General features: G+C 39.5%; 17 protein-coding genes. 6 read left to right on the top strand and 11 right to left on the bottom strand.

Annotated elements, in window-relative coordinates:
- Window positions 1-41: 41 nt before the first annotated feature.
- The 5 genes from RIV7116_RS12155 to RIV7116_RS12135 all read right to left on the bottom strand — a co-directional run bounded on the left by RIV7116_RS12155 (window position 42) and on the right by RIV7116_RS12135 (window position 6,927).
- Window positions 42-1,559 carry a carotenoid oxygenase family protein gene (locus RIV7116_RS12155; protein WP_015118593.1) on the bottom strand — a complete coding sequence of 506 codons (1,518 nt, stop codon included), beginning with the start codon at window positions 1,557-1,559 and terminating at the stop codon, window positions 42-44.
- A gap of 234 nt (window positions 1,560-1,793) precedes the next feature.
- Window positions 1,794-3,227 (bottom strand): folate/biopterin family MFS transporter, encoded by a 1,434-nt coding sequence (locus RIV7116_RS12150; RefSeq protein ID WP_015118592.1) that lies wholly within the window; start codon window positions 3,225-3,227, stop codon window positions 1,794-1,796.
- A gap of 791 nt (window positions 3,228-4,018) precedes the next feature.
- Window positions 4,019-5,200, bottom strand: a complete 1,182-nt coding sequence (locus RIV7116_RS12145; protein ID WP_015118591.1) for a beta-ketoacyl-ACP synthase — start codon at window positions 5,198-5,200, stop codon at window positions 4,019-4,021.
- A gap of 247 nt (window positions 5,201-5,447) precedes the next feature.
- Window positions 5,448-6,194: a peptidylprolyl isomerase gene (locus tag RIV7116_RS12140; RefSeq protein WP_015118590.1), complete on the bottom strand. Its 747-nt coding sequence runs from the start codon at window positions 6,192-6,194 to the stop codon at window positions 5,448-5,450.
- A gap of 163 nt (window positions 6,195-6,357) precedes the next feature.
- Window positions 6,358-6,927 (bottom strand): photosystem I assembly protein Ycf4, encoded by a 570-nt coding sequence (locus RIV7116_RS12135; RefSeq protein WP_015118589.1) that lies wholly within the window; start codon window positions 6,925-6,927, stop codon window positions 6,358-6,360.
- Window positions 6,928-7,345: 418 nt separating this feature from the next.
- Here RIV7116_RS12135 and psbD point away from each other — a divergent pair, with 418 nt between their 5' ends.
- The gene (gene psbD / locus RIV7116_RS12130) at window positions 7,346-8,404 is read left to right on the top strand and encodes a photosystem II D2 protein (photosystem q(a) protein) (protein WP_015118588.1); all 1,059 of its coding nucleotides are present in this window, start codon (window positions 7,346-7,348) and stop codon (window positions 8,402-8,404) included.
- Complete coding sequence (gene psbC / locus RIV7116_RS12125) at window positions 8,388-9,773, top strand: photosystem II reaction center protein CP43 (protein ID WP_015118587.1); 1,386 nt, start codon at window positions 8,388-8,390, stop codon at window positions 9,771-9,773. The genes psbD and psbC overlap by 17 nt, the downstream gene beginning before the upstream one ends.
- Window positions 9,774-10,206: 433 nt before the next feature.
- Here psbC and RIV7116_RS12115 read toward each other — a convergent pair whose 3' ends face one another.
- From RIV7116_RS12115 to RIV7116_RS34890, 3 genes are all read right to left on the bottom strand, one after another.
- A complete protein-coding gene (locus RIV7116_RS12115; protein ID WP_015118585.1) occupies window positions 10,207-10,506 on the bottom strand; it encodes a CU044_2847 family protein in 300 nt (99 codons plus the stop codon).
- Between the two features lie 183 nt (window positions 10,507-10,689).
- A complete protein-coding gene (locus RIV7116_RS12110) occupies window positions 10,690-11,511 on the bottom strand; it encodes an SWIM zinc finger family protein (RefSeq protein WP_044291773.1) in 822 nt (273 codons plus the stop codon).
- Window positions 11,512-11,643: 132 nt separating this feature from the next.
- On the bottom strand, window positions 11,644-15,459 hold the full coding sequence (locus RIV7116_RS34890) for an SNF2-related protein (protein ID WP_015118583.1): 3,816 nt from the start codon (window positions 15,457-15,459) through the stop codon (window positions 11,644-11,646).
- Between the two features lie 385 nt (window positions 15,460-15,844).
- Here RIV7116_RS34890 and RIV7116_RS12100 point away from each other — a divergent pair, with 385 nt between their 5' ends.
- The 3 genes from RIV7116_RS12100 to RIV7116_RS12090 all read left to right on the top strand — a co-directional run bounded on the left by RIV7116_RS12100 (window position 15,845) and on the right by RIV7116_RS12090 (window position 19,753).
- Window positions 15,845-16,402, top strand: coding sequence for a GNAT family N-acetyltransferase (locus tag RIV7116_RS12100; RefSeq protein ID WP_015118582.1), 558 nt, complete (start codon window positions 15,845-15,847; stop codon window positions 16,400-16,402).
- A 203-nt stretch (window positions 16,403-16,605) separates the two neighbouring features.
- Window positions 16,606-18,759, top strand: a complete 2,154-nt coding sequence (locus tag RIV7116_RS12095; RefSeq protein WP_015118581.1) for a polyribonucleotide nucleotidyltransferase — start codon at window positions 16,606-16,608, stop codon at window positions 18,757-18,759.
- A 730-nt stretch (window positions 18,760-19,489) separates the two neighbouring features.
- On the top strand, window positions 19,490-19,753 hold the full coding sequence (locus tag RIV7116_RS12090) for a DUF3146 family protein (RefSeq protein WP_015118580.1): 264 nt from the start codon (window positions 19,490-19,492) through the stop codon (window positions 19,751-19,753).
- Window positions 19,754-19,941: 188 nt separating this feature from the next.
- Here RIV7116_RS12090 and RIV7116_RS12085 read toward each other — a convergent pair whose 3' ends face one another.
- The 3 genes from RIV7116_RS12085 to ntcA all read right to left on the bottom strand — a co-directional run bounded on the left by RIV7116_RS12085 (window position 19,942) and on the right by ntcA (window position 23,277).
- Entirely contained in the window at window positions 19,942-20,376 is a 435-nt protein-coding gene (locus RIV7116_RS12085; protein WP_015118579.1) for a pre-16S rRNA-processing nuclease YqgF, read from the bottom strand.
- A gap of 293 nt (window positions 20,377-20,669) precedes the next feature.
- On the bottom strand, window positions 20,670-22,202 hold the full coding sequence (locus RIV7116_RS12080) for a DUF3084 domain-containing protein (RefSeq protein ID WP_015118578.1): 1,533 nt from the start codon (window positions 22,200-22,202) through the stop codon (window positions 20,670-20,672).
- 403 nt (window positions 22,203-22,605) lie between these two features.
- Window positions 22,606-23,277: a global nitrogen regulator NtcA gene (ntcA, locus tag RIV7116_RS12075; protein WP_010998529.1), complete on the bottom strand. Its 672-nt coding sequence runs from the start codon at window positions 23,275-23,277 to the stop codon at window positions 22,606-22,608.
- Window positions 23,278-23,653: 376 nt separating this feature from the next.
- Here ntcA and fabI point away from each other — a divergent pair, with 376 nt between their 5' ends.
- On the top strand, window positions 23,654-24,430 hold the full coding sequence (gene fabI / locus RIV7116_RS12070; RefSeq protein WP_015118577.1) for an enoyl-ACP reductase FabI: 777 nt from the start codon (window positions 23,654-23,656) through the stop codon (window positions 24,428-24,430).
- Window positions 24,431-24,526 lie beyond the last annotated feature (96 nt).

The raw sequence follows: 24,526 nt of genomic DNA, 5'->3' as shown, positions 1-24,526 counted from the left end.
GTTTCTCGAAGAAATCGGGTTTCTAGATATCTACAATATAATTACGAATTAACAAACACATCATTAACAAAATTCCCATGCAATCCATAGGGGATATGATGCTTGAGATGTAATCTGGCAATTGGTTCCTTATTCAAATCTTTAGCATCCAAAATTACCACATCAGAGCGATGATGATTTGAATCGTACACCAAACCCAACAACCAACCATCATCTTCATCACCATGACGATTTCGCGGCACAAAATTCGGCTCGCTAGCAAAACCATCAGGTGCAGCGCTCCAAATTTGTTTTTCACCGGTTTGTAAATCTACTTTTTCAAATGCTTGCAATGGTGCATTGCCGCTATCACCATGAGCCGCACCCGTGTATAAATAACGATATTCACGCCCAACTTTCTCTGGATGCACGCAAGGGAATTCACAGCAACGGCTTTCGATTAATTCTCGGCTTACTTTATTATCTTTGAGATTAAGATGAAACCGCCATAATTGTCCGGGTTTTAAAGCATCAAAATCAGTTTCTCGAAAATCGCTTTCGGGTTCGACTTCTGGTAAATTTTCGTAGCAAATAGAATCAATAATTATTTCCGAATCCTTTTCAAAAGCGTTGCAATGGTGAAACACAAAACCAGATTGCGTTTCTAATATTTGTACTTTATTTTTATTGTTATCTTCATTAGTACCCGATGTTCGCGGAATTATAATTACTTTAGTCGGTTGATTTCCTTGAAATTTAATACATTCTCCTGCACCGCGCATTCCCAAAGCAAAAGGAATCGGATTAAAAGCAACGGGATTTTGAAACAATATGCAGTAATTAGGAGTAATTGCAAAATCGTGAATAAAAGCAAAACCTGGAACGCTATGAGCGGTTTTACGGATAATTTTACCCGCAGTATTTAATTCAAAGATAGTAATAGTTGTAGATAATCCCGGCTTGATAGAAAAATTGACCAAACAAGGTTCGCCATTATCTTGTTCGCAGCTAGGATCGAAACGTGGATGAGCGGCAAAAGCTTCCCCTTCAGATAAAACCTTGTCAAAATATTCTTTACCTAAAGTTTCTAAAGTTTGAGGATCGAGTTTATGAGGTTCTGCTGCTTCCCATAACGCTAACAGCTTACCACCCCAATAAATAACATTAGTATTCGCAATATTTTTCAAATTAAAATCGAAAGCATTTGCCAACCAACCGCCGGGTTTTTGCGTACCAAATACGCCGCGATAAAGGATTTTTCCGGCTTTTTGCTCTTCTAAATAAGCCTGAGTCCGAATAAAACGATTGCGAAAATGAGCGCGTCCGTTGGTAAAAGTAATTCTACTAATCATCCCATCACCATCAAAAGGATGATGAATATTTTGTCCGTTAATATCCAACAAACCGGGACCATTTCTAAACAGCGTACCGTTTAAATCTGCCGGTATTTCCCCCTCAATATCATCAATCCAGTAATCGTACTCTTCTTTTACGGATTGATATCCACCTTGCCAACTTTCACGACTATAAGATTTTTCGGCAACAGTTGAAGCTATTTCGTCAATTTGAAAATTCTGCATATGTAAAAGTTAGTTGTTAGTTGTTAGTTGTTATACCAATTCTGTATGAGGCTGCGCTTAATCGCCCATGTCCTTACGGACACGCTCCGCTAACATCCTGGAAGGCTGAGGCTACTGAAACTAAGCCCGCCTACGCGGGCTAAATTAGGCGCATCTTTATAAAGAAATGGTATTAGGAGTTAGGAGTTAATAATTACCAATGCCCCATGCCCAATGCCCTATTCCCAATTTATATCAATCAATCACTTCTTCTGCTGGTTGATTAATAATTAATTCTGACACCAAATTAGGTACAATTTCCGTTTCGTCGCTTTCTTTCAAACCTGTTTGAGTTAATTTTGGAGTTTCTTCTCCCGCAGCAGGCAGCCAATTAATAAACGGTAGCGGCAACAAAGTACTGAGATTAGTAATTGTCACTAACAGCCAAAGTTTATCAAAGTTAGTTTCGGTAACCCCTAAATAATGCATCAATGCCGCACCAGTTTCGTGAGAAACTAATCCCGCTAAGTTAGTTACCGACATTAAAAGTGCAAACAAAGTCGCTTCTACTCCCGGAGGACAAATTCTTGCAGCCAATACCAAAACAGGCATATAGGCAATTTGTCCCATGACTGTCAAAATTAAACTATCACCCAAGCTAAACCAGTGGTCATCTATTCCTAAAGCACGGTTCGCATGAGTTACCAACAACAGTGTGGTTAATCCCAAAACTGTTGATAATACCGTACTCCAAGCAAAAATGACTCGAAACGGAACGCTTTTGAGAAAACGCTGGAAAATCCAAATACCAACTAAAGCCGCAACGCTCGTTACTAAGCGTACCCTTCCCAAAAATTCTGGTTGAAAATGCAGTTCGTTAGTAGTGAAAAAGAAAAACGCCGATTCAGAACTTGGTGTAGCTTGCCAGATGAAGAGGAATGCAGTAGGCAACCAAATTATTTTCTGAGTTATGGCTTGACGAAGTAACTTTACTTGCTGTTTAACATCTTCAAAATTGCTGTTTTTATCATCTTCTGTATTTTTCTCCACGGGAGATTCAGCAATCAACCAAGCAACTCCAGAAACTATTAATGGAAATGTTGCGGTAATCCAAAATACAGTCCGCGTAGTGAAATGTTCTAGTAAAAATCCGCTGAAGTAAGCAGTGATTAAACCTCCAAACGCCGAAGCTCCCCAACAAATAGACTGTAAAGAACCTGCTTCGGCTTGCGATTCTGCCCTTGCTCTTTCTACTACCAGCGAGTCAACTATGACATCACTCACCGCAACTGAAAGCGAACTCAATAAAATTGCAGTCACCGCAGCCCAGCTACTATTAACTACAGTAGCCATACCAACCCAAGCTAACGCTCCGAGTATCCCCGATAAAATTAAATAAGGTCTGCGTCGATAACCCAATATGGGAAAACCGTCTGAGAAAAAGCCAAATACAGGCTTAATAACCCAAGGTAGAACCACGATACCAAATAAGGCTGAAACCTCGGCAGGACTTAGCCCAAGCTCATCTTTGAGAAAAAAGCTAACCGCCAAACGCGATAGCCCTAAAATACCTTGGACAAAATAAACCGTAAGAATTGCGAACAATTCTGCTGTCGGTTCATTGCCGAAAAGAATTTTTTCTTGTATTGAATGTTTGACCTTAGACCAGCCAGAGGTGGAAACCAGCATTGGTAAATATATTTTAAGATTTCTATACTTTTATTATGATATTTCTCAGCAATACTGGCTACTGTCTAAGGTATGGGATGTCAAGAGAAATTGATTATTTTAGGTTGGGAATGCAAAATAATCGCAATTGGTTAGAGTTAATTAGTTCTCCTGGATGTTTCCCTCAAGTAAGGATTCTTTTGCTTAGATAAGAAGACTTTCTTGATGAAAATTTAGTTAGGCGTTGAAAAATAATTTGCTGAAAACAAAGTTTGAAATGGGAGCATCCCAATGGCGGCAAAAAGCCCACAGACTAAAGCCTGGGGCTAATACTACAAAGCCCACCTATGCCCTTCGGGCACGCTACGCTAACATGGGCTAAGAATCTTAGTAGCCCACGAAGGTGGGCTTTGTTTATATAGCCGCACCCTTACAGGGTGTCGGATAAAATGTTGGTTAAAAATCGGGATGCTCCCGTTTGAAATCGTGGTATTGGGTTTTCAACTTTCATAGGAGACATTAACCAATATGAAGCTAAGATACATGCCGAAGTATAATTTTTTTCACAATCTATAGATACTGAATATTAAATATATCCAAGTATTAGGTTTTTTCAAATTTGTAATCAATCGCTTTTATTAAAGTTTTCAATACTTACTATAGGAATCCGGTTTGATTTCTGAATAAAATTAGGTATTTGTAGGGTGTGTTACGGCTTTAGCCTAACGCACCGGAACCAATACCCGATGGTGCGTTGCGCTCCGCGACAACACACCCTACGTATTTTTCAATAATCAAATAGTAGTCCTATATCAAGACTTTTTAGCCTCACTTCCATTACCTAAAACTACAACCGCATTTTGTCCCCCGAAGCCGAAACTAAAACACATCGCTTTGTTAATAACACTTTCACGCGCTTCTGTAACTAAATTCAAATCAAACTCAGGCTCTTTTAAACCTACAGACGGCGGTAAAATTTGATTATTCAAGCTCATTAAAGAAAAAGCAACTCCTAAAGCACCAGAAGCCCCGATTGTATGACCCGTGCTGCCTTTGGTAGAACTAACCGCTACTTGTTGAGAAAATATACTTTGTATAACCTTACTCTCTACACTGTCATTCATCTGCGTAGCAGTACCGTGGGCGTGAATATAATCTATATCTTCCGGAGAAATATGAGTGCGATGTAAACATTCTTTAACCGCAGAAATAGCACCTTTTCCTTGAGGATCGAGTTGATTCGTATGATATGCGTCAGCAGTTAACCCAAACCCATAAATTTCACCGTATACTTTTGCTCTGCGCTGTCTTGCTAATTTTGCCGACTCCAAAACAAAAACCGCTCCTCCTTCTCCTAAAACCAAACCCTCTCGATGGATATCAAAAGGATAAGCGCCAGTTTTTGCTAAAGCACCCATTTGACTAAAACCAGTTATCGTCAAAGGCGTAATTGCAGCTTCCACCGCACCGGCAACGACTCGCTCGCATCGCCCAGATTTAATTAAATTAAAAGCTTGAAAAAGTGCCCAAATACCCGTAGCACAAGCTGCCATAGGTGCTAAAACAATTCCCGTTGCACCCACGAGTTGCGCTGCTGCGATCGCGTTCATATGGGGGAGGTTGGAAAGGAGAGAGGGGGGAGAAGAGGTAGAGGGGGGAGAAAGTTTATCTTTATTGTCTTCTTCATACATCCATCTTGCCATCTTTTCCCATTCTGCTTGATAGCTCCGGCTCGAACCAATTACTATTCCGCAATCGGGTAAGGGTGGAACTAACGAAGCATCTTGCAAAGCAGAAATTACGACTTGTCGAGTTAGATTTTTTAACTCAGTTGGGCGATCGCCAATCAAACCTAAAGGAAGCGGCTGTAATTCTGGAAATGGTCTGTATAGTTTAATTCCAGACTTACCTGCGATTAAATGCTGCCAACTTTCTTCCAAGTTATTACCCAAGGAGGAAATTAAACCAATACCAGTAACGACAACCTGAATCAATTTTAGATTTTGGCAAAGATTTTAGATTGAAGATTATGTATAGGGCATAGGGAATTAAGGTCAAAGGTCAAAGGTCAAAGGTCAAAGGTTAAAGTTCGAGAGTAGAGAGTTAGGAGTTAATAGTGAGAACCGAACAGCCCCTTATATTTTTCTATCTATTACCCATTACCCATTACCTATTACCCATTACCTATTATTTATTACCAATTACCAATACCCCATGCCCAATTCCCGATTTAATTCAAAACTACTTAACGTTTTTTAAGTTATCCGCACCTTCAGTAACTTTGGCGCTCTCAATTTTGTCGCCTTGCTTGATGTTATTCACAACATCCATGCCCTCAGTGACTTTACCGAAGACTGCGTAGTTACCGTCCAAGAAAGCCAGGTCTGACAAAGCGAAATAAAATTGCGAGGAAGCAGAGTTTGGAGATTGCGATCGCGCCATCGCGATGGCACCTGCTTTGTGTTGCAATACTGGTGTCTTTTTGATTGTTTGCCCGTAAACTGGCTCGTTTTCACCCTGTGGCTTAATTTCCAAGGGAATAGTACGTTCTTTACCATCAACAGCATACCCACCGGTTCCGGTACCTTTGGGGTCGCCTCCTTGAGCCACAAATGGTTGGGGGTCTTTTACCACTCTATGAAAAGTTAAGCCATCATAGAAACTTTTCTGGACCAACTCTACAAAGTTACCGGCACTAATAGGAGCATTATCTCCATCTAATTCGATAGTGATAGGAGAACCATTAACGGTCATCACTACAGTAGCTTTACCATCAAGTTTGGGTAAATCATTCATTCCAGGAACAGCCTCGTTTTTTACTTCAGATGCAAGAGTTGCTTGTACAGTTGAATCGCTATTTGCTTGGGCTACGGTAGAGTCCGGAGAGGTATTAGTAGAAGCTACCTCTCCACCAGAACACCCATTTAACATCAAAGCACTGACAAGCAGCAGCGTAACTAAAAAATACTTAGGAGCTTTCAACAGCATTTCCACTTCAAAACTCAACCCATGTATCTTAGCTTCTATAGTGATTTAGGCAACAGTAATTAGGTTAAAGGTCAAAGGTTAAAGGTTGAAGGTTAAGAATTAGGAGTTACCAATGCCCAATGCCCCATGCCCAATGCCCAATGCCCTATGCCCCATGCCCAAATTACAGCCCTTCGAGGGGTACTTCTAAAAATTTTGCTAACTGAGCGCCTTTGGTTTCTAATTCCTCTAAAGACAAAGGTTGACCAACTCTTGTTAGGGGAATGTCTCGGCGACCTTTTGCCCGTAAGTAGAGGGCACGGCGCGGGTTTAATCCTTCTTTGATTTCGACTCTTACTGATTGCACGTCTTCTGTACGAGCATCAATTTCAATTCGCCGATTTTTTCCAGGAAATCCCCAGCGAAATATTTTCATTTCACCTGTTTCCCGATTGAACTCATTGTATCCACCTCCTAAGTCCCATAAGATTACCAGCCACAGATATGTTGCTAACAGCAAACCTAAAACACCATATATCCCCATAACTAAGCCTTGGGGGACGAATACCAACTGAGTTGCATCCGTGACTAAAAGTAAATTTTTCTGAAAATAACTTGATAAACCGGCGAGCAGAAAGCCTCCGGCTCCAAGAAAAACAACTGTTGCCCAAAAATAATTACTAAATCTACGAGAACCCAGAACCTTTTGTGTAAGGACGTTGTTACTTTTTGGAATGGTTGTTGATGCCGTCATGTCACTTTTATTAGAGGTCGTGAGAAATTCTCTTTAAATCAAGTCTGCCATCACGGCAGTAGCTCTGCACAAATTCTTTAGATTTTCTAATAAATTTAAGTTTTATGAGAAAAGTTGTGTCAAATTGTAAATATTCTGATATTGATGGTTATGTAGTGGGTTAGCACTCACATGACTAATTTATGAGTATAAATTGCTCACAAAGCTGGACTAATGTGATAAGTTAAGAATTATTAAGCAATCAGACTCTGTGAAAACAGTTTGTGATTGGGGTCTGGCACAACCCTGAGAAATGCTTACTTACTTGGTGGTATTTTCTCATAAAATTGACAGTATTAAAACTGTTGAGAGTGGCTAAATAAAAACTTTGTTTCTTTAGAGACGTAGCAATTTTTAGTAAAAGAGGATTTTTGTCCAAATGACTATTGCAGTTGGACGCGCCCCTAGCACTAGAGGCTGGTTTGACGTAGTCGATGACTGGTTAAAGCGAGACAGATTCGTTTTTGTCGGTTGGTCGGGTATTTTACTTTTCCCCTGTGCCTACATGGCTCTAGGTGGATGGCTTACAGGTACAACTTTTGTATCTTCCTGGTACACCCACGGTTTAGCATCTTCTTACTTAGAAGGCTGTAACTTCCTTACGGTGGCAGTATCCACACCCGCAGACAGTATGGGACATTCCCTATTGCTGTTGTGGGGTCCAGAAGCTCAAGGTGACTTCACTCGCTGGTGTCAGTTAGGTGGATTGTGGACATTTGTAGCGTTGCACGGAGCTTTCGCTTTGATTGGCTTCATGTTGCGTCAATTTGAAATTTCCCGCTTGGTGGGAATTCGTCCTTACAACGCCATCGCATTTTCTGCACCAATTGCAGTATTCGTCAGCGTATTTTTGATGTACCCCTTGGGTCAGTCTTCTTGGTTTTTTGCTCCTAGCTTCGGTGTAGCAGCAATCTTCCGTTTCTTGCTGTTCTTCCAAGGTTTCCATAACTGGACTTTGAATCCCTTCCACATGATGGGAGTAGCAGGTGTACTTGGTGGTGCGCTGTTGTGTGCAATTCACGGTGCAACCGTTGAAAACACCTTGTTTGAAGATGGCGATGGTTCTAACACCTTCCGTGCATTTGAACCAACCCAAGCAGAAGAAACTTATTCAATGGTGACAGCAAACCGTTTCTGGTCTCAGATTTTCGGTATTGCATTCTCCAACAAACGCTGGTTGCACTTCTTCATGTTGTTCGTGCCAGTAACTGGGTTATGGATGAGCGCAGTAGGTGTAGTTGGTTTAGCGCTAAACTTACGTGCTTATGACTTCGTATCTCAAGAATTGAGAGCGGCAGAAGACCCAGAATTTGAAACTTTCTATACGAAAAACATTTTGCTGAATGAGGGTATCCGTGCATGGATGGCTCCTCAAGATCAGCCCCACGAACAATTTGTATTCCCCGAGGAGGTTCTCCCACGTGGTAACGCTCTCTAATCAAGCAATTGCAGCTGGTGGACGCGACCAACAAAGCACAGGCTTTGCTTGGTGGTCTGGTAACGCTCGCTTAATCAATCTTTCCGGTAAACTACTTGGCGCTCACGTAGCTCATGCTGGTTTAATCGTTTTCTGGGCTGGAGCAATGACCTTATTTGAGGTTGCTCACTTTATCCCTGAAAAGCCAATGTACGAGCAGGGTTTAATCCTGTTGCCTCACCTAGCTACTCTTGGTTGGGGTGTAGGTGCTGGTGGTGAAGTTATTGATACTTTCCCCTACTTTGTTGTTGGCGTACTTCACTTAATTTCTTCTGCCGTACTAGGTTTCGGTGGAATTTACCACGCAGTTCGTGGTCCAGAAACCTTAGAAGAATACTCTTCTTTCTTCGGTTATGACTGGAAAGACAAGAACAAGATGACTACCATCATTGGTTTCCACCTAATCATCCTAGGAGGCGGAGCCTTGTTGTTGGTACTTAAAGCAATGTTCTTTGGTGGCTTATACGACACCTGGGCACCTGGTGGTGGTGATGTCCGCATGGTAACTAACCCCACATTGAATCCTGCGGTAATCTTCGGTTACGTACTTAAGTCCCCCTTCGGTGGTGAAGGTTGGATTGTCAGCGTTAACAACCTCGAAGATATCGTTGGCGGTCACATTTGGGTTGCCATCATGACTATTTCTGGTGGTATCTTCCACATTCTTACCAAGCCTTTCGGTTGGGCGCGTCGCGCTTTCATCTGGTCTGGTGAAGCATATCTTTCCTACAGTTTGGGTGCATTGTCCTTGATGGGCTTCATTGCTTCCACTATGGTTTGGTTCAATAACACTGCTTACCCCAGCGAATTCTTTGGTCCTACAGCTTCAGAAGCTTCTCAAGCACAGGCATTAACCTTCTTGATTCGCGACCAACGCTTAGGTGCGAACGTAGGTTCTGCTCAAGGTCCTACAGGTCTTGGTAAATACTTGATGCGTTCTCCTAGTGGTGAAATCATCTTCGGTGGTGAAACCATGCGCTTCTGGGATTTCCGCGGTCCTTGGTTGGAGCCTCTACGCGGTCCTAATGGTCTTGACTTAGAAAAAGTTAAGAATGATATTCAGCCTTGGCAGGCTCGTCGTGCTGCTGAATATATGACCCACGCACCTTTGGGTTCATTGAACTCTGTTGGTGGTGTTGCGACTGAGATTAACTCCTTTAACTACGTGTCTCCTCGTGCGTGGTTGGCTACATCTCACTTCGTATTAGGATTCTTCTTCCTAATTGGTCACTTATGGCACGCAGGTCGCGCTCGTGCGGCTGCTGGTGGATTCGAGAAAGGTATCGACCGCGAATCAGAACCAGTAATGTTTATGCCTGACTTAGACTAATTATCTGGTTAGCATAGTTAGCAAAGTTTTATTACTGACAATCAATTGCTCCCGTGTAAAAGCGGGGGCTTTTTTTTTATAGTTGGGAATGGGTAATTGGTAATTGGTAATTGGTAATTGGTAATTGGTAATTGGTAATTGGTAATTGGTAATAATTTTTTGAAGCTGAATTAATCATAAAATGTATGGCTCAGGGTACATTAATAATATTTTTCAGGTAACAATTGATAATGATTTAGCTAGTGTAAAAGCAATTATCAAAAGTGGGATTAATCTCAATGATAAGCATCCGCAAATACAATTAACTACTTTAATACAAGCAATAAATTTGCAAAGAGTAAGAGTTAAAATCTTTTGTGAAAAAATATTTCTCTTCACTTTACCTGTTCACCCACAATTGAATATTTATGTAAATACTAAACCACATAGCTGATTAATTAATCCATTCCAAAGTAATCTCGATATTACCTGTAGAAGAATCCTTGACTAGCAAAGGTGTAAGTTTTCCCGACTCAATACCAATGTCTACTCCAAATCTGACACAAGCTTTATCTGGCTTAACCTTTTGCACCGTTTCCGCAATTTCCTTTGTCAAAGACTCTATAGCACAAGTTACTTCACTAAATGGTCGCGTGTGAAAAGTTAGCTTACGGTCTCCAATAAGAGTAGCTTCAACTCTTACATTTGTTCCATCACTCAACTCGACAGTAATAATTTTTGTTTGAAGTTCCATTCTTATGTAACTGGATGAACCTGCGGTAATAGGATATCAGCGAACGGTTATCAGTGAACAGCGAACAGTGAGCAGTTACCAATTATCAGTTAATAATTATGTTTCAAAATAGGCGGATTTTTAAACATGAGTAAGCGTCAAATCAAAATTGATGTTCACTGGTCACTGATAACTATTTACCGTTCACTGATTCATCGCGGCTAAAAATGCTTTCTGACTGGCATCTTTATAAAGCGAATTAAGATATTTCATGACTATATCTGTAGAATTAATATTGGCAATATTTTCATCTTCTTTAGCTAAGGGAATAGAACCCAATACATCTAAAACTGTTTCGCCGGTTGATGGTGCAATAACTACTAAAGATGATTCTAAAGGCTGGTTGTATTGCCAAAAATTATCTAGTTCTAAGGATTTATTTTGTTCTTTGATTGGTTCCCGAGTATTGGAAATTTCAGCTTCTGCATCAAGGCTACGTAGTTTTCTTAAATCATTAATAATTGTTTCTTTAGTGCGTCCTCGTAATTGAAATAGCACAAATGGGTCTTCACTGAAACGGTCGGCTAATTGATAATAAATAGCACCTATGTGTTTGCAGGGATTAGCTTTATCGGGACAGGAGCATTTACTGTGTACTTCAGATAAGGTAAAAGGAAATAAAGATAAGCCATTTGCTGTAAATACTTCTTCGATATTTTGTGGCATTTCTCCCGCTAATAATTTTGCCGCAAATATTGCTTTTTGGGACATTGTTTCAACAATGAAACCCCATTCTTCATCGCTAAAGGAATCTAGAGAAAGAGAAACGCTATAAGGTTCCGGTTCGCTACCTTGTACTTTAGCTAAGACTTTAGCATTTGCAAATTTAATATTGAGAATATTTCCTTGGCGGGCATAATTTCTTGCACGTTCCAAACGCTTTTTAAAACGATAAGAATCTAATAGCTCTAACCATCGTTGCGACCACCATTCTCTTGATGCTTGTAAATCGTAATTTGCTTGCATGGTTTTAATTTTGGTAATTGGTAATTGGTAATTGGTAATTGGTAATTGGGCATAGGGCATGGTGAATTGTAAAAAAGTTAGAAGTCAAGATTATATTTTTAACTTCTACCTTTGACCTTTGACCTTTAACCTTTAACCTTCTTCTTCAATAATTGCATCTCTATCAAGTATTAATAAGTTACGTAATTGGTCCGTGTCCATTTCGGTTAACCATTCTTCTCCCGCACCTACAACTTGTTCTGCTAATTGCTTTTTGCTTTCAATCATGTCGTGAATTTTTTCTTCTAAAGTTCCGGTACAAACAAATTTATGCACCTGAACGTTTTTTGTTTGACCGATACGAAATACCCTATCAGTAGCTTGATTTTCGACTGCGGGATTCCACCACCTATCAAAGTGAAATACATGATTTGCACGAGTTAAATTTAATCCGACACCGCCAGCTTTCAAAGAAAGAATCATTACAGGTGGGGCTTGTGGATCGTGTTGAAAACGGTCTATCATTTCCTCACGTTGCTTTTTGGTTGTACTACCGTATAAAAACAAAGTCTCTCGGCTCAACTTATCTTCTAAATGGGGTTTTAGCAACTTACCCCACTCCGCAAACTGAGTGAAAATTAAAGCGCGATCGCCATTTGATATTGCTTCTTCTAACATTTCGTCCAAACGCTGAAGTTTGGCTGAATCGTATTGCTCTAATTTCTTTTTCTTTAAATACTGTGCTGGGTGATTGCAAATTTGTTTTAATTTCACAAGTAAACTTAAAATCATTCCCCGACGCTGCAATCCTTCTGCATCATCAATTTCGGATAGGGAATCTTCTACTACTTGTTGATAAAGCTTGGCTTGTTCGGGGGTTAAACCGCAAAAAACAGTCATTTCCTGTTTTTCTGGTAAGTCTTGAATAATATCTCTATCTGTTTTCAAGCGTCGCAAAATAAACGGTTGGACTAAGGAACGCAATTGCGATAATGAAGAGGTATCGCCGTATTTTTCAATCGGCATTGCAAACCGTCGTTGAAAAAACTGTTTGTTTCCTAAATATCCGGGATTTAAGAAGTCCATAATCGACCACAATTCTTGCAGTCTATTTTCTACCGGGGTACCAGTCAAAGCAATCCGAAAATCTGGTTCTAACTGTCGTACTGCTTGCGATTGTTTGGATGAAGCATTTTTAATATTTTGGGCTTCATCTAAAGCGATAATCTGCCAAGAAACGTCCTGCAACAAACTTAAATCGCGATGAACTAACGAGTAACTTGTGATTACGATATTTTTATCTTTAACAGCAGTTTGGAAAGCCTTGCCTTTGGGACGTTTATCACCGTGATACTGTAAAACTTTAAGTTTAGGACCAAATTTTTTAACTTCTCGTTCCCAGTTTCCTAATACGGAAGTTGGACAAACCAATAAAGTTGGTTTTTCTAAGGCTTCTTCTTCTTTTAAGTGAAGTAAAAAGGCTATGAATTGAACTGTGTTGTGACAAATAATATTGTTAGCAACGAAATTATGGTGTTGTTCAACTTCAAAATCGTAAACCCATCCCTGATAATCTATATCTTCAATGCTTTCGATTTTGCAGTAGAAGATTTCTTTACTAGTTTTTGGTTTTTCTTTTAAAGCAATATTGGCTGTTTGAGGAAGAGGAGTTGTATTTTTTAAAGGCAAAGGTTCGCGGAGGTTTTCGCGGAGGTTCGCTGAGGGTTTATTAGTAGGTATACCAACAGAATCGCCAATTTTCAGGTGATTTGTCCAACCTTTATTCGTCAGTAACTTATGACGACGAGTAATGGTAATGCTGCTACCATTTTGTAAATTGATTTTTCTTAACTTTTCTTCAACCTTTTGTCGGTAAAGTCGTCGAATTGGAGCTTGGATAATTTCACCAGTTGACTCATTTAAGGAATTAACTATCAACTGCTCGGTGGATTCAGCCCAAAATCCTTCACCGTCAAATTGTGTTTCCCCTGCATAGCTTTGCCAAATATTTTTAGCAGTATTCAAACAACCGTTGATGTAAATTTCGGTATCGGGTGCAACGCATTTCCCTAAACCCATGTCATCAGCCAAACAAGCGCCCAAACCCCAACGCTCTAAAAATGCCAGCCAAGACATTCCTCGCTTTTGATAGGAGCGCAATTCTCCATGAAAACTTTCGGGAGTGGGTATTAATTCTAAATCTTGATTATCCGTAAGATTTGTAATTAACTCCTGCAAAGCACCAGAAGCTTCAAAGCTGACTACTGGTAATTTTTCAATTGTCTGAGTATCACCAGAACCCAATCGCAAAGCATCTTCTAGGGATAAAGACATTTTTTCTTTTCTACCCGCAAAAAATGTTTGTGCTGTCTTGATATCTTGGGGACGTAATTCTACCCATTCATCATTGATTTGTACTAAGGGACTATTTAAAGCCACAAGTTTGTCAAACTGCTGCTTGGAAAGAGTTTGTCCTCCAATTGCTAATTCCCATTTGAAATTAAGTAAACTTTGTAAACCCAAACGCTCGGCTTTTTTCTTAGGAGTTTGAGCGCTGACTTTTAAGCCCAAACGATTAGCCCAACCATCGCGATTTGCTAAAGAATCGGGTAAAACTACACCTAAACCGCTATCTTCAAATCTCCAAGTTACCGACTTGATAAAATCATAAGCCTGCATCGGTTCAAGACGACAAGATTGAGGTAAAGCCGTATCCAAGCTTGGTGCAATAATCGGATAAAGCCGCGAAGCTAAACCCAAACCCCTTAAAAAAGTTTCTTGCGGTTTGTCAATCGTGCGATTTTGATAAATAAATTGTTCAAACGGATGATTCCAAATTGTTTGTGCATCTACTAAAAACTCTTCATCATCAATTGCTTGCAGATAATATTCCAACAACCATTGTGTATCCCCGACTTCTGGAGTACGCAATACAAAACAAGTACGAAAAAGACTTCTGGCTCCAAGTTGATTTTGTAAAGGTAAAGTCCAAGAATTTAGAGCGCCTTCTAGCCTTTCAACTTCCTGATTATTTGCAGCAAGTGAATTTTTCTTGCTTGTTAAAGAATGCAACCACTGTCTGACTACAGATGGTAAAGATGCCAGCAATCGAGTTTCTCCTGGATCGAGAGAATTTACCATTTCTCGCACTTGAGCATCCACAGTTTTATTTAAAAAATCTAGTAGTAGTTGCTCGGATTCAGGAGGTAAATTAATTGATTGGTAATAATCTTGAATATCACCTTGAATTTGTCCTTGATAAAGACGACAAGATAAAGGCATTAATCGCGAATACTTATCCAAACGACTGCCGTCAACTGCACTATCTAAAAGCGCTTGCCAACTAGCAATTTTAGAATTATCCGGTAAATTATCAATTCCAGGCAGAAACTTGCATCTTGCAACTAAATCTAAACCCCAACGGGCAATTTGCGACCAAAAACGTAAATCTCCGCCAATAAAAGCTTGTTCATCATTAGTCACGCTCATCGGTAAGGAAGTTAAAAATTTTACTGCTTCTGTAGAGTTCAAGCAAAAACCTTCAACTTGCCAAGAATATAAATATTGCTCGCTTGCGCCTTCGTTAACAACTCCTGAATGTAGGGGATGTATCGAGTCAATATCCTTTTTCTTTTTCTTCTTTTTATTTTCTTGAGGAATATGTGTAGGTAAAGCGATAGCGAAGGATGAAGAAGGTAAATTTATATCTTCTTTAGTAGCTTTGGCTTTTTTTCCAGATTTAGTTGTGGAATTCTCAGCTACTAGTTTTTCCCACTCTTGCGGAATTTTAAGATTGCGTTTTTGCAATAATTCCAATAATTCTAACGGTGTCATACCGAAAGGATGGGGTTGTACTTTTACTAATTCATCTTCAGCCGAATCGCTACTTATAGAACGCCAAGTTTCTCCCCATACAAAAAGACAACTGCTTTGACCTTGTAGTAACCAACTACCGTGTAAAATTGCCATATCTCAACTACACTCTTACCTTTTGTAGAACTTTGATTCTCGACTGCTTTGTTTTGAAGAAAATATTGTTTCGAGCTTATATTAGAATCTATGAAAACTGATTAAATATAAAATCTTTAGCAATAATGAATTGATGATATGCAATTAAAGTGGATATCTTACTATAGATACGACTCAAACGTTATGCTTTTGAAATATTTTTTGAGATTTTTTGATAAATATTATAAATACATTTTAAATATATTTAGTTATTTTCAAACTTCATAAACTAAATAAACTTTATATCCCCCTGCTTCGAGTGTAAAACTTGCTAAAAAATTTATTTTGTCTGATTTTTCAACTTATTCAACAATTGTAAAATATAACTTAATCAAGATTAACAAAAATGCAGTTACCAGTTTATACAAATCTAAAAAGTGCCATAGAAGTAGAATTAGATTATATGCATTCTCACGAAACAGAGGATGTCAGAAAATTGCTTAATCGCATAGTTCTAGAAGGAAAATCATATCCGCAACAGCAACCTTTGACAGAATTAGAATTTAAGGCTTACTGGCTTGTGGGTGATTGCTTCGTAGTGAAACCAGTAAATACAAGCAATCAATCTCCCTCGCCAGAAATACTAGCTGCTTTTTATCTCAAACCAAACTTTCCTGGGAAGTGCAGCCATATTTGCAACGCTGGATTTATTGTACAACCACAAATGCGGGGTCAGGGGATTGGACGATTTATGGGTGAAACTATGCTTAGAATAGCCCAGGATCTAGGTTATCAAGCTGTAATGTTTAATTTGGTGTTTGAAACTAATATACCTTCAATTCGGCTGTGGCAATCTTTAGGATTCCAAACTATTGGACGGATTCCCGCAGCAGTAGAGTTAAAAGATAGTACATATATAGATGCTTTGGTTATGTATCGTCGGTTGGCAGTTGGGAACGAGTAGCGCCCCTTGTTCTTGATGTTTCTTTCCTTCTCCCTAATGAAGCAGAGTTAAGAATTATGAATAAAACTAAAAGAAATTAAACAATAGTCGCAGGTGCCTGTTAACTGGTAACTGACTTACAAACAGCAAAGCGGCAAGCTAGAAGGCATAAATGTTAGGATTGCCACTGAGAGCGAATAGTGCATAGAAGGAAAAAGAACTGAATGGAAGAATTTGAAAAGTCAATATCCTTCGACGGACGGGATATTCGGCTGAAAGTAGGCGTGTTAGCTCCCCAGGCTGGCGGGTCTGTAATGATACAATCTGGGGATACCGCAGTATTGGTAACGGCGACGCGATCGCGAGCAAGAGAAGGAATTGATTTTTTACCTTTGACGGTAGATTACGAAGAGAGATTATATGCCGCAGGTAGAATTCCGGGGGGGATTTTAAGAAGGGAAGGACGACCTCCAGAAAAAGCGATTCTTACAAGTCGTTTAATTGACCGTCCCATGCGTCCTCTATTCCCTTCATGGTTGCGAGACGATTTGCAAATTATCGCAGCAACTCTTTCGGTAGATGAACAAGTACCGCCGGATGTGCTAGCGGTTACTGGGGCAAGTATTGCTACTTTGATGGCGAAAATTCCCTTTAACGGACCCATGGCTGCGGTACGAGTTGGCTTAGTGGGAGACGATTTTATCATCAACCCCACCTATGCAGAAATCACTGCTGGAGACTTGGATCTGGTTGTTGCTGGTTCGCCGGACGGTGTAATCATGGTAGAAGCCGGGGCTAATCAACTACCAGAACAAGATATTATCGAAGCTATTGAATTTGGTTACGAAGCCGTACAAGATTTAATTCAGGCACAACTCGATTTAATTGCAGAATTAGGTATTGAAATTGTTTCGGAAGAAGCACCGGAAGTAGATACCACTCTGGAAAACTTTATTAGCGATCGCGCTACCGATAAAATCAAAAAAGTTTTATCGCAGTTTGATTTTACTAAAGCCGAACGCGATGATGCTTTGGATGTCATAAAAGAGGAAATCTCGGCAGCCATTGAGGAGCTATCGGAAGAAGATCCAATCCGAGTTGCAGCAATGGAGAACAGTAAAGCTCTTGGCAACACTTTCAAAAGCATTACTAAAAAGCTGATGCGCCGTCAGATTGTTGAAGACGAGGTTCGCGTAGATGGTCGCAAGCTGGATGAAGTGCGTCCGGTATCTTGCCAAGTAAGTCTTTTACCCAAACGAGTTCACGGTAGCGGTTTATTCAATCGAGGACTCACTCAAGTACTTTCTATTTGTACTTTGGGAACTCCCGGAGACGCTCAAAACTTGAACGATGACCTGCAATCAGACCAGCAAAAACATTATCTCCACCATTATAATTTTCCACCATTTTCCGTTGGAGAAACCAAGCCTTTACGGGCACCGGGACGAAGAGAAATTGGTCATGGTGCTTTAGCAGAGCGAGCCATATTATCTGTATTGCCACCAAGAAGTGAATTTCCCTACGTACTTAGAGTCGTATCTGAAGTACTTTCATCTAACGGCTCTACATCAATGGGTTCGGTATGTGCTTCCACATTAGCGTTAATGGATGCAGGGGTACCAATTGCAAAACCCGTTAGCGGTGCAGCAATGGGTTTAATTAGAGAAGCAGACGAAGTCCGCGTTCTAACCGATATCCAAGGTATTGAAGATTTCCTCGGCGATATGGACTTCAAAGTTGCCGGTACCGATACAGGCATCACAGCCCTGCAAATGGATATGAAAATCACTGGCTTATCCTTGGAGGTTGTTGCCCAAGCAGTTCATCAAGCTAAGAGTGCTAGATTACACATCTTAGAGAAGATGCTTGCTTGCATTGAAAAACCGCGTGAGGAAATGTCACCTTATGCTCCACGTTTATTAACAATCAAGATTGAACCAGACATGATTGGTTTGGTGATTGGTCCCGGAGGTAAGACCATTAAAGGAATTACTGAAGAGACAGGTGCCACAGTTGACATTGAAGATGATGGCACTGTAACAATTGCTGCATTAGATGAAAGCAAAGCTAAGAAAGCCCGCTTCATTATCCAATCAATGACGCGCAAGCTCAATGAAGGTGACGTTTATGTCGGTAGAGTGACTCGAATTATACCCATCGGTGCCTTCGTGGAGTTTTTACCAGGAAAAGAAGGGATGATTCATATCTCCCAGCTAGCCGATTATCGAGTTGGCAAAGTTGAAGATGAAGTTGCAGTTAGCGACGAAGTAATCGTTAAAGTTCGGGAAATTGACAACAAAGGTAGAATCAACCTTACCCGTCTAGGAATTCACCCAGAACAAGCCGCTGCGGCGCGAGAAGCAGCTTCTAACGCCTAAAGTTTTAGGATTTTAGATTTAAAGGACACTGAACTCGTAAGCAGTTTGCCTGCGTTGTAACAAGTGTCCGGGATTATGAATTCACAAATCTAAAATCCGCGCTTCTATTGACAAAATGAATATTAACTGAGATTAGCCACCAGGGACATTGAGAAGTTTTTGAATCAAATAATTACTATCTCTAATGTATTTATTGCTTGGTGGTTCAATTTAAAGAATTAATTATACAAACTAAGTTATACCGAGTCCGGCTAATTATTTACTATATAACCCAGTGCTATCAAAATTTTTTATTACCTATTAATATTAATCCCACAGATACGATCGGTGTTTTATCACTTACTATATAGTTCAGTTTATTTGTGCTGACTTACTTGAGTCCTATAAGACTAAAATCAAAATTTTGGTATACCAATTTGACCTAATTTAAATTTAAGTTATGTTAAGTATAGGACTTACGCAACATTAATGAAATCCCTGATTACGGGTATCTTCGTCTGAAAGAAACTGCGTTAGCGTTATCCGCTTTGGGTGATGCTACTTCTGAGTAATCGGAGCCTTTGGTTGATTTCGGCGATAATTTTAGTCCCTCACTGCTTGGGTTTGGAGCAATAAAGACTAAGCTAACCAGTAAAAGTGGACTTGCTAACCTGTCCTATTTTTTCAGGAAGGATTTGCGTAAATCATAGGTAAAAGTACAAATAATCAACACTGCGGTATTGCATAAATCGTGAGTTCTAAACGACTACCGAAAACTACAGCCCACGTGCGGATAACCCGACAATCGTGGGAAGACGGTTTACTTAAAGGAGAAGTAAGAGCAGGTGAATTTCAATGGCAATTTCTATGGCATTTTCGTCAAGGAGATTTGTCAATAACACCTTCTCAAGGTAGAGCCTTAATTAAAGAGCCTCTTAGCCGTTTTCTAGAGCAAAAAGACTATCAACTAGAACCGGGGGGAGATTATGCTTTTACTATCCGAGCCGAAATTTGAATTAGCCAATAGCAAATAGTTAATAAATAAAATTTATAAATGAGGAATTAGAGGTTATAGAATTTTATATTTGAGATTTTAGATTTTAGATTTAGGGGTAGTAATTTAATAATAAGGAGTTAGGAATTTTATTGCATCCTCTCTCCTCATTCTTCCTCACATTTGTACTCTCATCTCCCCATACTAAGCTACTGGGTTAAACGATTGAGGTATCTTTCGATAAGCAAAATTGCCACAATATCGTCAATTGGACGTGGTGGAGTCCGCATTCCTTTGGGCAATAGCTTAGTTAATCCTTTTGGTGGGTACATTACCCAGTAGCGATCGCGTGCTTCTAAACTTGAATAACGCTCATCTACTAAAATAATATTTACCGTTGCGGATAATTGTTCTTGTATTTGCTGCTTCCAGTGCTTTGATGTAGTTTGGTTGCCCATTACTAACAAAGAAATTGGGTATTTTTGATACAAATCCCCAATAATGCTTATTGCCTCGGAAGAGGAAACAACTTCGTGGTACTGAAGTTGTCTATCAAGCCCCATTACAGCCACACCACATTTATCTTTTCCAGGATCGAAACCCAAAATCACCGAATCGGAAGGTGAAAAATTACGGGAAGTCATATAAAATGCTGTTAATTTTACCTATACAAGTTTTACTCTTGGCTTAAAGCTAATATTAAAAAAGCAATGGACTTTTAGCAATCAGTGAATCTGGCAATCACTTGTGCAGACTATTTATGCTTTGTAATACCATTACGGCTTAAGTTATTATCAATTATCAATTATCAATTACCTATGCCACAAATATGATAAATGTCGGAGCAAACATAATATTATCCGACTAAAATAATTATCTCCTTGATTTTTGAGTTAAATATGTTTAATTTCACCGACATGATATTATTTGCAAATCTCTAAGTACTAAAGATTATTTTTCCATTTAATATCGCTACCAGTTTAACTTTTAAAGGTCCGGCTCTATAAGTATCATTTGCCGCCACAGCTTTGATATCTAATGATTGATTGTACTGTCTTAATAAAGATGCAAATTTAATAAAAGTACGGTCTATTTGAATACTTTCTAAAATACCAGCATTACGGGCACGAAATTGAGAAGCAGAAATTAATAACTCCAGTCGCTGTTTGAGTTGATCTGGTGTCATGTTTTGAGGATCTGCTGTGGTAGTTGCTAGTACCTCACCTCTTTGAAAAACGACTTGATTGGGTGCTGCATCAGCAAAAAATTCGATGCGTTTTTCTCCCCGGACATAATTTCCTGCGGAAAAAATTCGCACTACATATTCTCTGCCATCATCAATCTGCTTGCTTAATTGCTCAATTTGTTTTGCAGTAGCAAAAAGAATTGATGATTTTCCATCTTGTGATAAATTACTTCCAGGTTCGCTTAATTTATTAAGAGCAGAACGGTTTGCTTCCTGCAATAACTTAATTACTGCTTGTTTGGCAGCTGCGGGTTTTTCTACACTAACAACTGCTTCAGCAATAACTTGTCCCCTGACTAAAGCTAACTTACCCAAACGCAAATCCCGATTGGATTGTCCCAATTTTGCCAGTTGTTGCTCTAAGGAAGATTGCTGTCGTTCTAACTCTGAAAGCCGCGCTTGCTTTTCGTTGATTACTTTTTGTCTTTGAGTAATCATTTGCTCGCGGGCTGTAATCTCAGAATTACGCTGTTGAATTTGTTTATCAAGCTGAACAATTTTTTCATCCCGCTTTTCAATGGCTTCTTGGCGTTTAGCTAATTCGCGATCGCGCTTGTTAATTGCGGCTTCGGCTTGAGCTAAAGCTTTTTTAGCATCTGCAATTAATCGTCTTCTATCTTCTTTGAGTTGCGAGCTTTCTGCTTTAAGCTGCTTAATTTCCTCAATTTTATTGTCTCTTTGGTTGATTATGCTTTGCAATTCGTCAATAGCTTTTTTGTAGCGAGTTGCAACTTGATTGAGTTTGTTTTGAGTATCTTGCAACAAAGCTTGAGTGCGAGCTTGCTGCTTAATAGTTTGATTGAGTTGGGCTTGGGTTTGCCGTTGTTTGGTGTTTGCAGCTTGCAGCGAGCGGTTGATTGCTTCTAATCTTTTCTGGGCTTGCGCCTGTTGGTTTCTAGCTTCTGCCAACTCTCTTTTAGTAATTTCAAGATTAGTTGCAGTGCCTTCGAGCTGTTCTCGCTTCCTCCTCAAATCTTTTTGAATATCCTCAAGCTCAAACACACCTTTACGCAATCCTTCATCAACTAAAAACAAACTCGCTAAAGTTGAAGCAGAAATACCGATTCCCGTCAAAATCGTCACCACAACGGCAGTCTTTTTAGGACGCAGGTTAAAAAGTGAGAGCCTTTTTTTGCCCACCCGCGTGCCAATGCGATCGCCGACGGTGGCAATTACGCCTCCCAAAATTAGAATTGCGGTTATCAGGATAAACGCGGTAGTCATATAATCGTGCCGAATTCATCCTTACACATACTGTTTACTATTTTCAGTTATTGTGTGTGAGAAAAAGCAAATAAGGCAAGAGCTAAATATACTTTATTCTCAAGTGTGCCTTACTTAAATTACCAAAAGCTTAGAATTAATCGCTATTTTAAACTTTGCTCTATCTAACAAGCAGAAAAAATTACCTCTTTAATTCTAAATAAATTGGTAGCAGCCCTAATTATCATTCATCTGCTACCAAAATAAAAGCATCTGTAATGTTAACCGGATAATTTAGTTATCCGAAGTTGTTGTTCTGATAATTTCAGATGTACTTTTTCAACAATGCAATCAAACAAAAGCTTTTGTGACCTCCTATTATCAGACTATTAACAGAATTTGAACTTAATCCCTTGGCGATGCTTTAAGTAAATTGCCGACTCAAAGTAACTGGTTTGTGTACGGTAATTTTCTTCTTGTGTATTGAAATCATCTTTTTTTCTCGTAAGTCACCTAACAATCTTGTAACGGTAACGCGAGTAGAACCAATTGCTTCAGCAATTGCTTGATGAGATAACTTTAAATCGATAGTTATTCCATCAGCGCAAGGTACTCCAAAATCTCGACACAGGATTAGTAAAAAGCTTACTAATCTTGAACCCATATCTCGGTGAGCAAGAGTTTCAATCATCATCTCAGTTTGTAATATCCGCGAAGAAAGTCCTCGCAGCATCAACATAGATAATTCAGGGTTTTCTTTGAGTGCTTGCTCTACTTGTTCAATTGGAGCCGAGAGTAATTCTACTGGCGTGAATGCTACCGCATGATAAAACCGATCGGATTTGTTTCCTGTTAGTAAGGATAAAACACCAAAAACACTGTTTTCTCGTAGCAATGCCACCGTTATTTCTTCTCCTGCCTCATACACCCTGGAGAGCTTCACGGCACCTTTGAGAAGAAAATAAACTCGTTCTGCTGGATCGCCCGGAAAAAATATAGTTTTGTTGCGTTCAAATGTTTCTACAACTGGTGGAAAAGCTCCAGTTGCCATTTGTCGAAACACATTTGCTAGGGCTTTATCTTGTGTCACAATCATCTCCCTTCCCCTACCCAATGCCGGAATAATTAAAACAGATTACCTAAGAATACACTTGAAAAATAAAGATTGCATTGTGAACCTTTTTGTACTTTCCTATACTTAACCTCCTCACCTTCTTACTATTTGTTCATGATGATACATAAATTTTAGCTCAAGACAGCTACTAATTTTTAACACTATTCAGCTAGTTCATAGAAGTAATTTAATTCGATGAAGAAATATTTAAAATATCATAAAAAAAATGGTGATTAAATTAGCAGATTTTTAACAACATTTATTATTAGTACTCAGCAAATAGTATTTAAAATTTAGAGCGATCGGTCTAATATCTAGTATGCTCAACCATGAACCATTGAATAAATAGGTCATTTTTATGCTGGATCTGACAGGGAAAAACGCGCTCGTCACAGGTATTGCTAATAACCGTTCTATTGCTTGGGGTATAGCCCAACAACTGCATAAAGCAGGAGCAAATATTGGTGTTACCTATTTACCTGACGAGAAAGGAAAAATGGAGAAAAAGGTCAAGGATTTAGTCGAACCGCTTTCTCCTAGTTTGTTTTTGCCATGTAATGTCCAAGATGACGAGCAAGTAAAATCAACTTTTGATACCATCAAGGACAAATGGGGTTCGATAGATATTTTGATTCATTGTCTTGCTTTCGCGAAAAAAGACGACTTAACCGGAGGTTTTAGCGAAACTTCTCGCGAAGGCTTTAGTTTAGCTTTGGAAATCAGCGCTTATTCTTTAGCTTTATTAGCCGGTGCAGCCAAGCCTTTGATGTCCGAGGGAGGCAGCATTGTGACTCTCACATACTTGGGTGGTGTCAGAGCAATTCCTAATTACAATGTTATGGGAGTTGCGAAAGCAGCATTAGAATCGAGCGTGCGTTATCTAGCAGCAGAACTTGGAGAACAAAATATTCGCGTCAATGCAATTTCGGCAGGTCCCATCCGTACTTTAGCTTCAAGCGCGGTGGGTGGCATTTTAGATATGATCCATCATGTAGAGCAAGTAGCACCCTTAAAACGCACCGTTACCCAGCTAGAAGTGGGAAATGCAGCAGCTTTCCTATGTAGCGATTTAGCAAGTGGAATTACAGGTCAAGTTTTGTACGTTGATGCAGGATACGAAATTACAGGAATGTAAGATGCAGAATTTCCGATTTTTTTAATATTTACTTTGTTAATTTGCCCTAAGCGGAATTATTAGCCATCAGATTTGAAATCTAGGGTTAAACAAACG

It is taken from the genome of Rivularia sp. PCC 7116, from assembly GCF_000316665.1.
Lineage (GTDB): Bacteria > Cyanobacteriota > Cyanobacteriia > Cyanobacteriales > Nostocaceae > Rivularia.
The sequence above is the reverse complement of the archived record's forward strand: the minus strand, read 5'-3'. Positions and strand labels throughout refer to the sequence as shown.

What these genes read in the sequence shown, in the direction of transcription:
- RIV7116_RS12150 (WP_015118592.1), bottom strand. Translation starts at nt 3,227, where the DNA reads ATGCTGGTTTCCACCTCTGGCTGGTCTAAGGTCAAACATTCAATACAA.
- RIV7116_RS12080 (WP_015118578.1), bottom strand. Translation starts at nt 22,202, where the DNA reads ATGACTACCGCGTTTATCCTGATAACCGCAATTCTAATTTTGGGAGGC.
- RIV7116_RS12155 (WP_015118593.1), bottom strand. Translation starts at nt 1,559, where the DNA reads ATGCAGAATTTTCAAATTGACGAAATAGCTTCAACTGTTGCCGAAAAA.
- psbD (WP_015118588.1), top strand. Translation starts at nt 7,346, where the DNA reads ATGACTATTGCAGTTGGACGCGCCCCTAGCACTAGAGGCTGGTTTGAC.
- RIV7116_RS12135 (WP_015118589.1), bottom strand. Translation starts at nt 6,927, where the DNA reads ATGACGGCATCAACAACCATTCCAAAAAGTAACAACGTCCTTACACAA.
- RIV7116_RS12110 (WP_044291773.1), bottom strand. Translation starts at nt 11,511, where the DNA reads ATGCAAGCAAATTACGATTTACAAGCATCAAGAGAATGGTGGTCGCAA.
- ntcA (WP_010998529.1), bottom strand. Translation starts at nt 23,277, where the DNA reads ATGATTGTGACACAAGATAAAGCCCTAGCAAATGTGTTTCGACAAATG.
- RIV7116_RS12100 (WP_015118582.1), top strand. Translation starts at nt 15,845, where the DNA reads ATGCAGTTACCAGTTTATACAAATCTAAAAAGTGCCATAGAAGTAGAA.
- RIV7116_RS12085 (WP_015118579.1), bottom strand. Translation starts at nt 20,376, where the DNA reads ATGACTTCCCGTAATTTTTCACCTTCCGATTCGGTGATTTTGGGTTTC.
- RIV7116_RS12115 (WP_015118585.1), bottom strand. Translation starts at nt 10,506, where the DNA reads ATGGAACTTCAAACAAAAATTATTACTGTCGAGTTGAGTGATGGAACA.
- RIV7116_RS12095 (WP_015118581.1), top strand. Translation starts at nt 16,606, where the DNA reads ATGGAAGAATTTGAAAAGTCAATATCCTTCGACGGACGGGATATTCGG.
- RIV7116_RS34890 (WP_015118583.1), bottom strand. Translation starts at nt 15,459, where the DNA reads ATGGCAATTTTACACGGTAGTTGGTTACTACAAGGTCAAAGCAGTTGT.
- fabI (WP_015118577.1), top strand. Translation starts at nt 23,654, where the DNA reads ATGCTGGATCTGACAGGGAAAAACGCGCTCGTCACAGGTATTGCTAAT.
- RIV7116_RS12140 (WP_015118590.1), bottom strand. Translation starts at nt 6,194, where the DNA reads ATGCTGTTGAAAGCTCCTAAGTATTTTTTAGTTACGCTGCTGCTTGTC.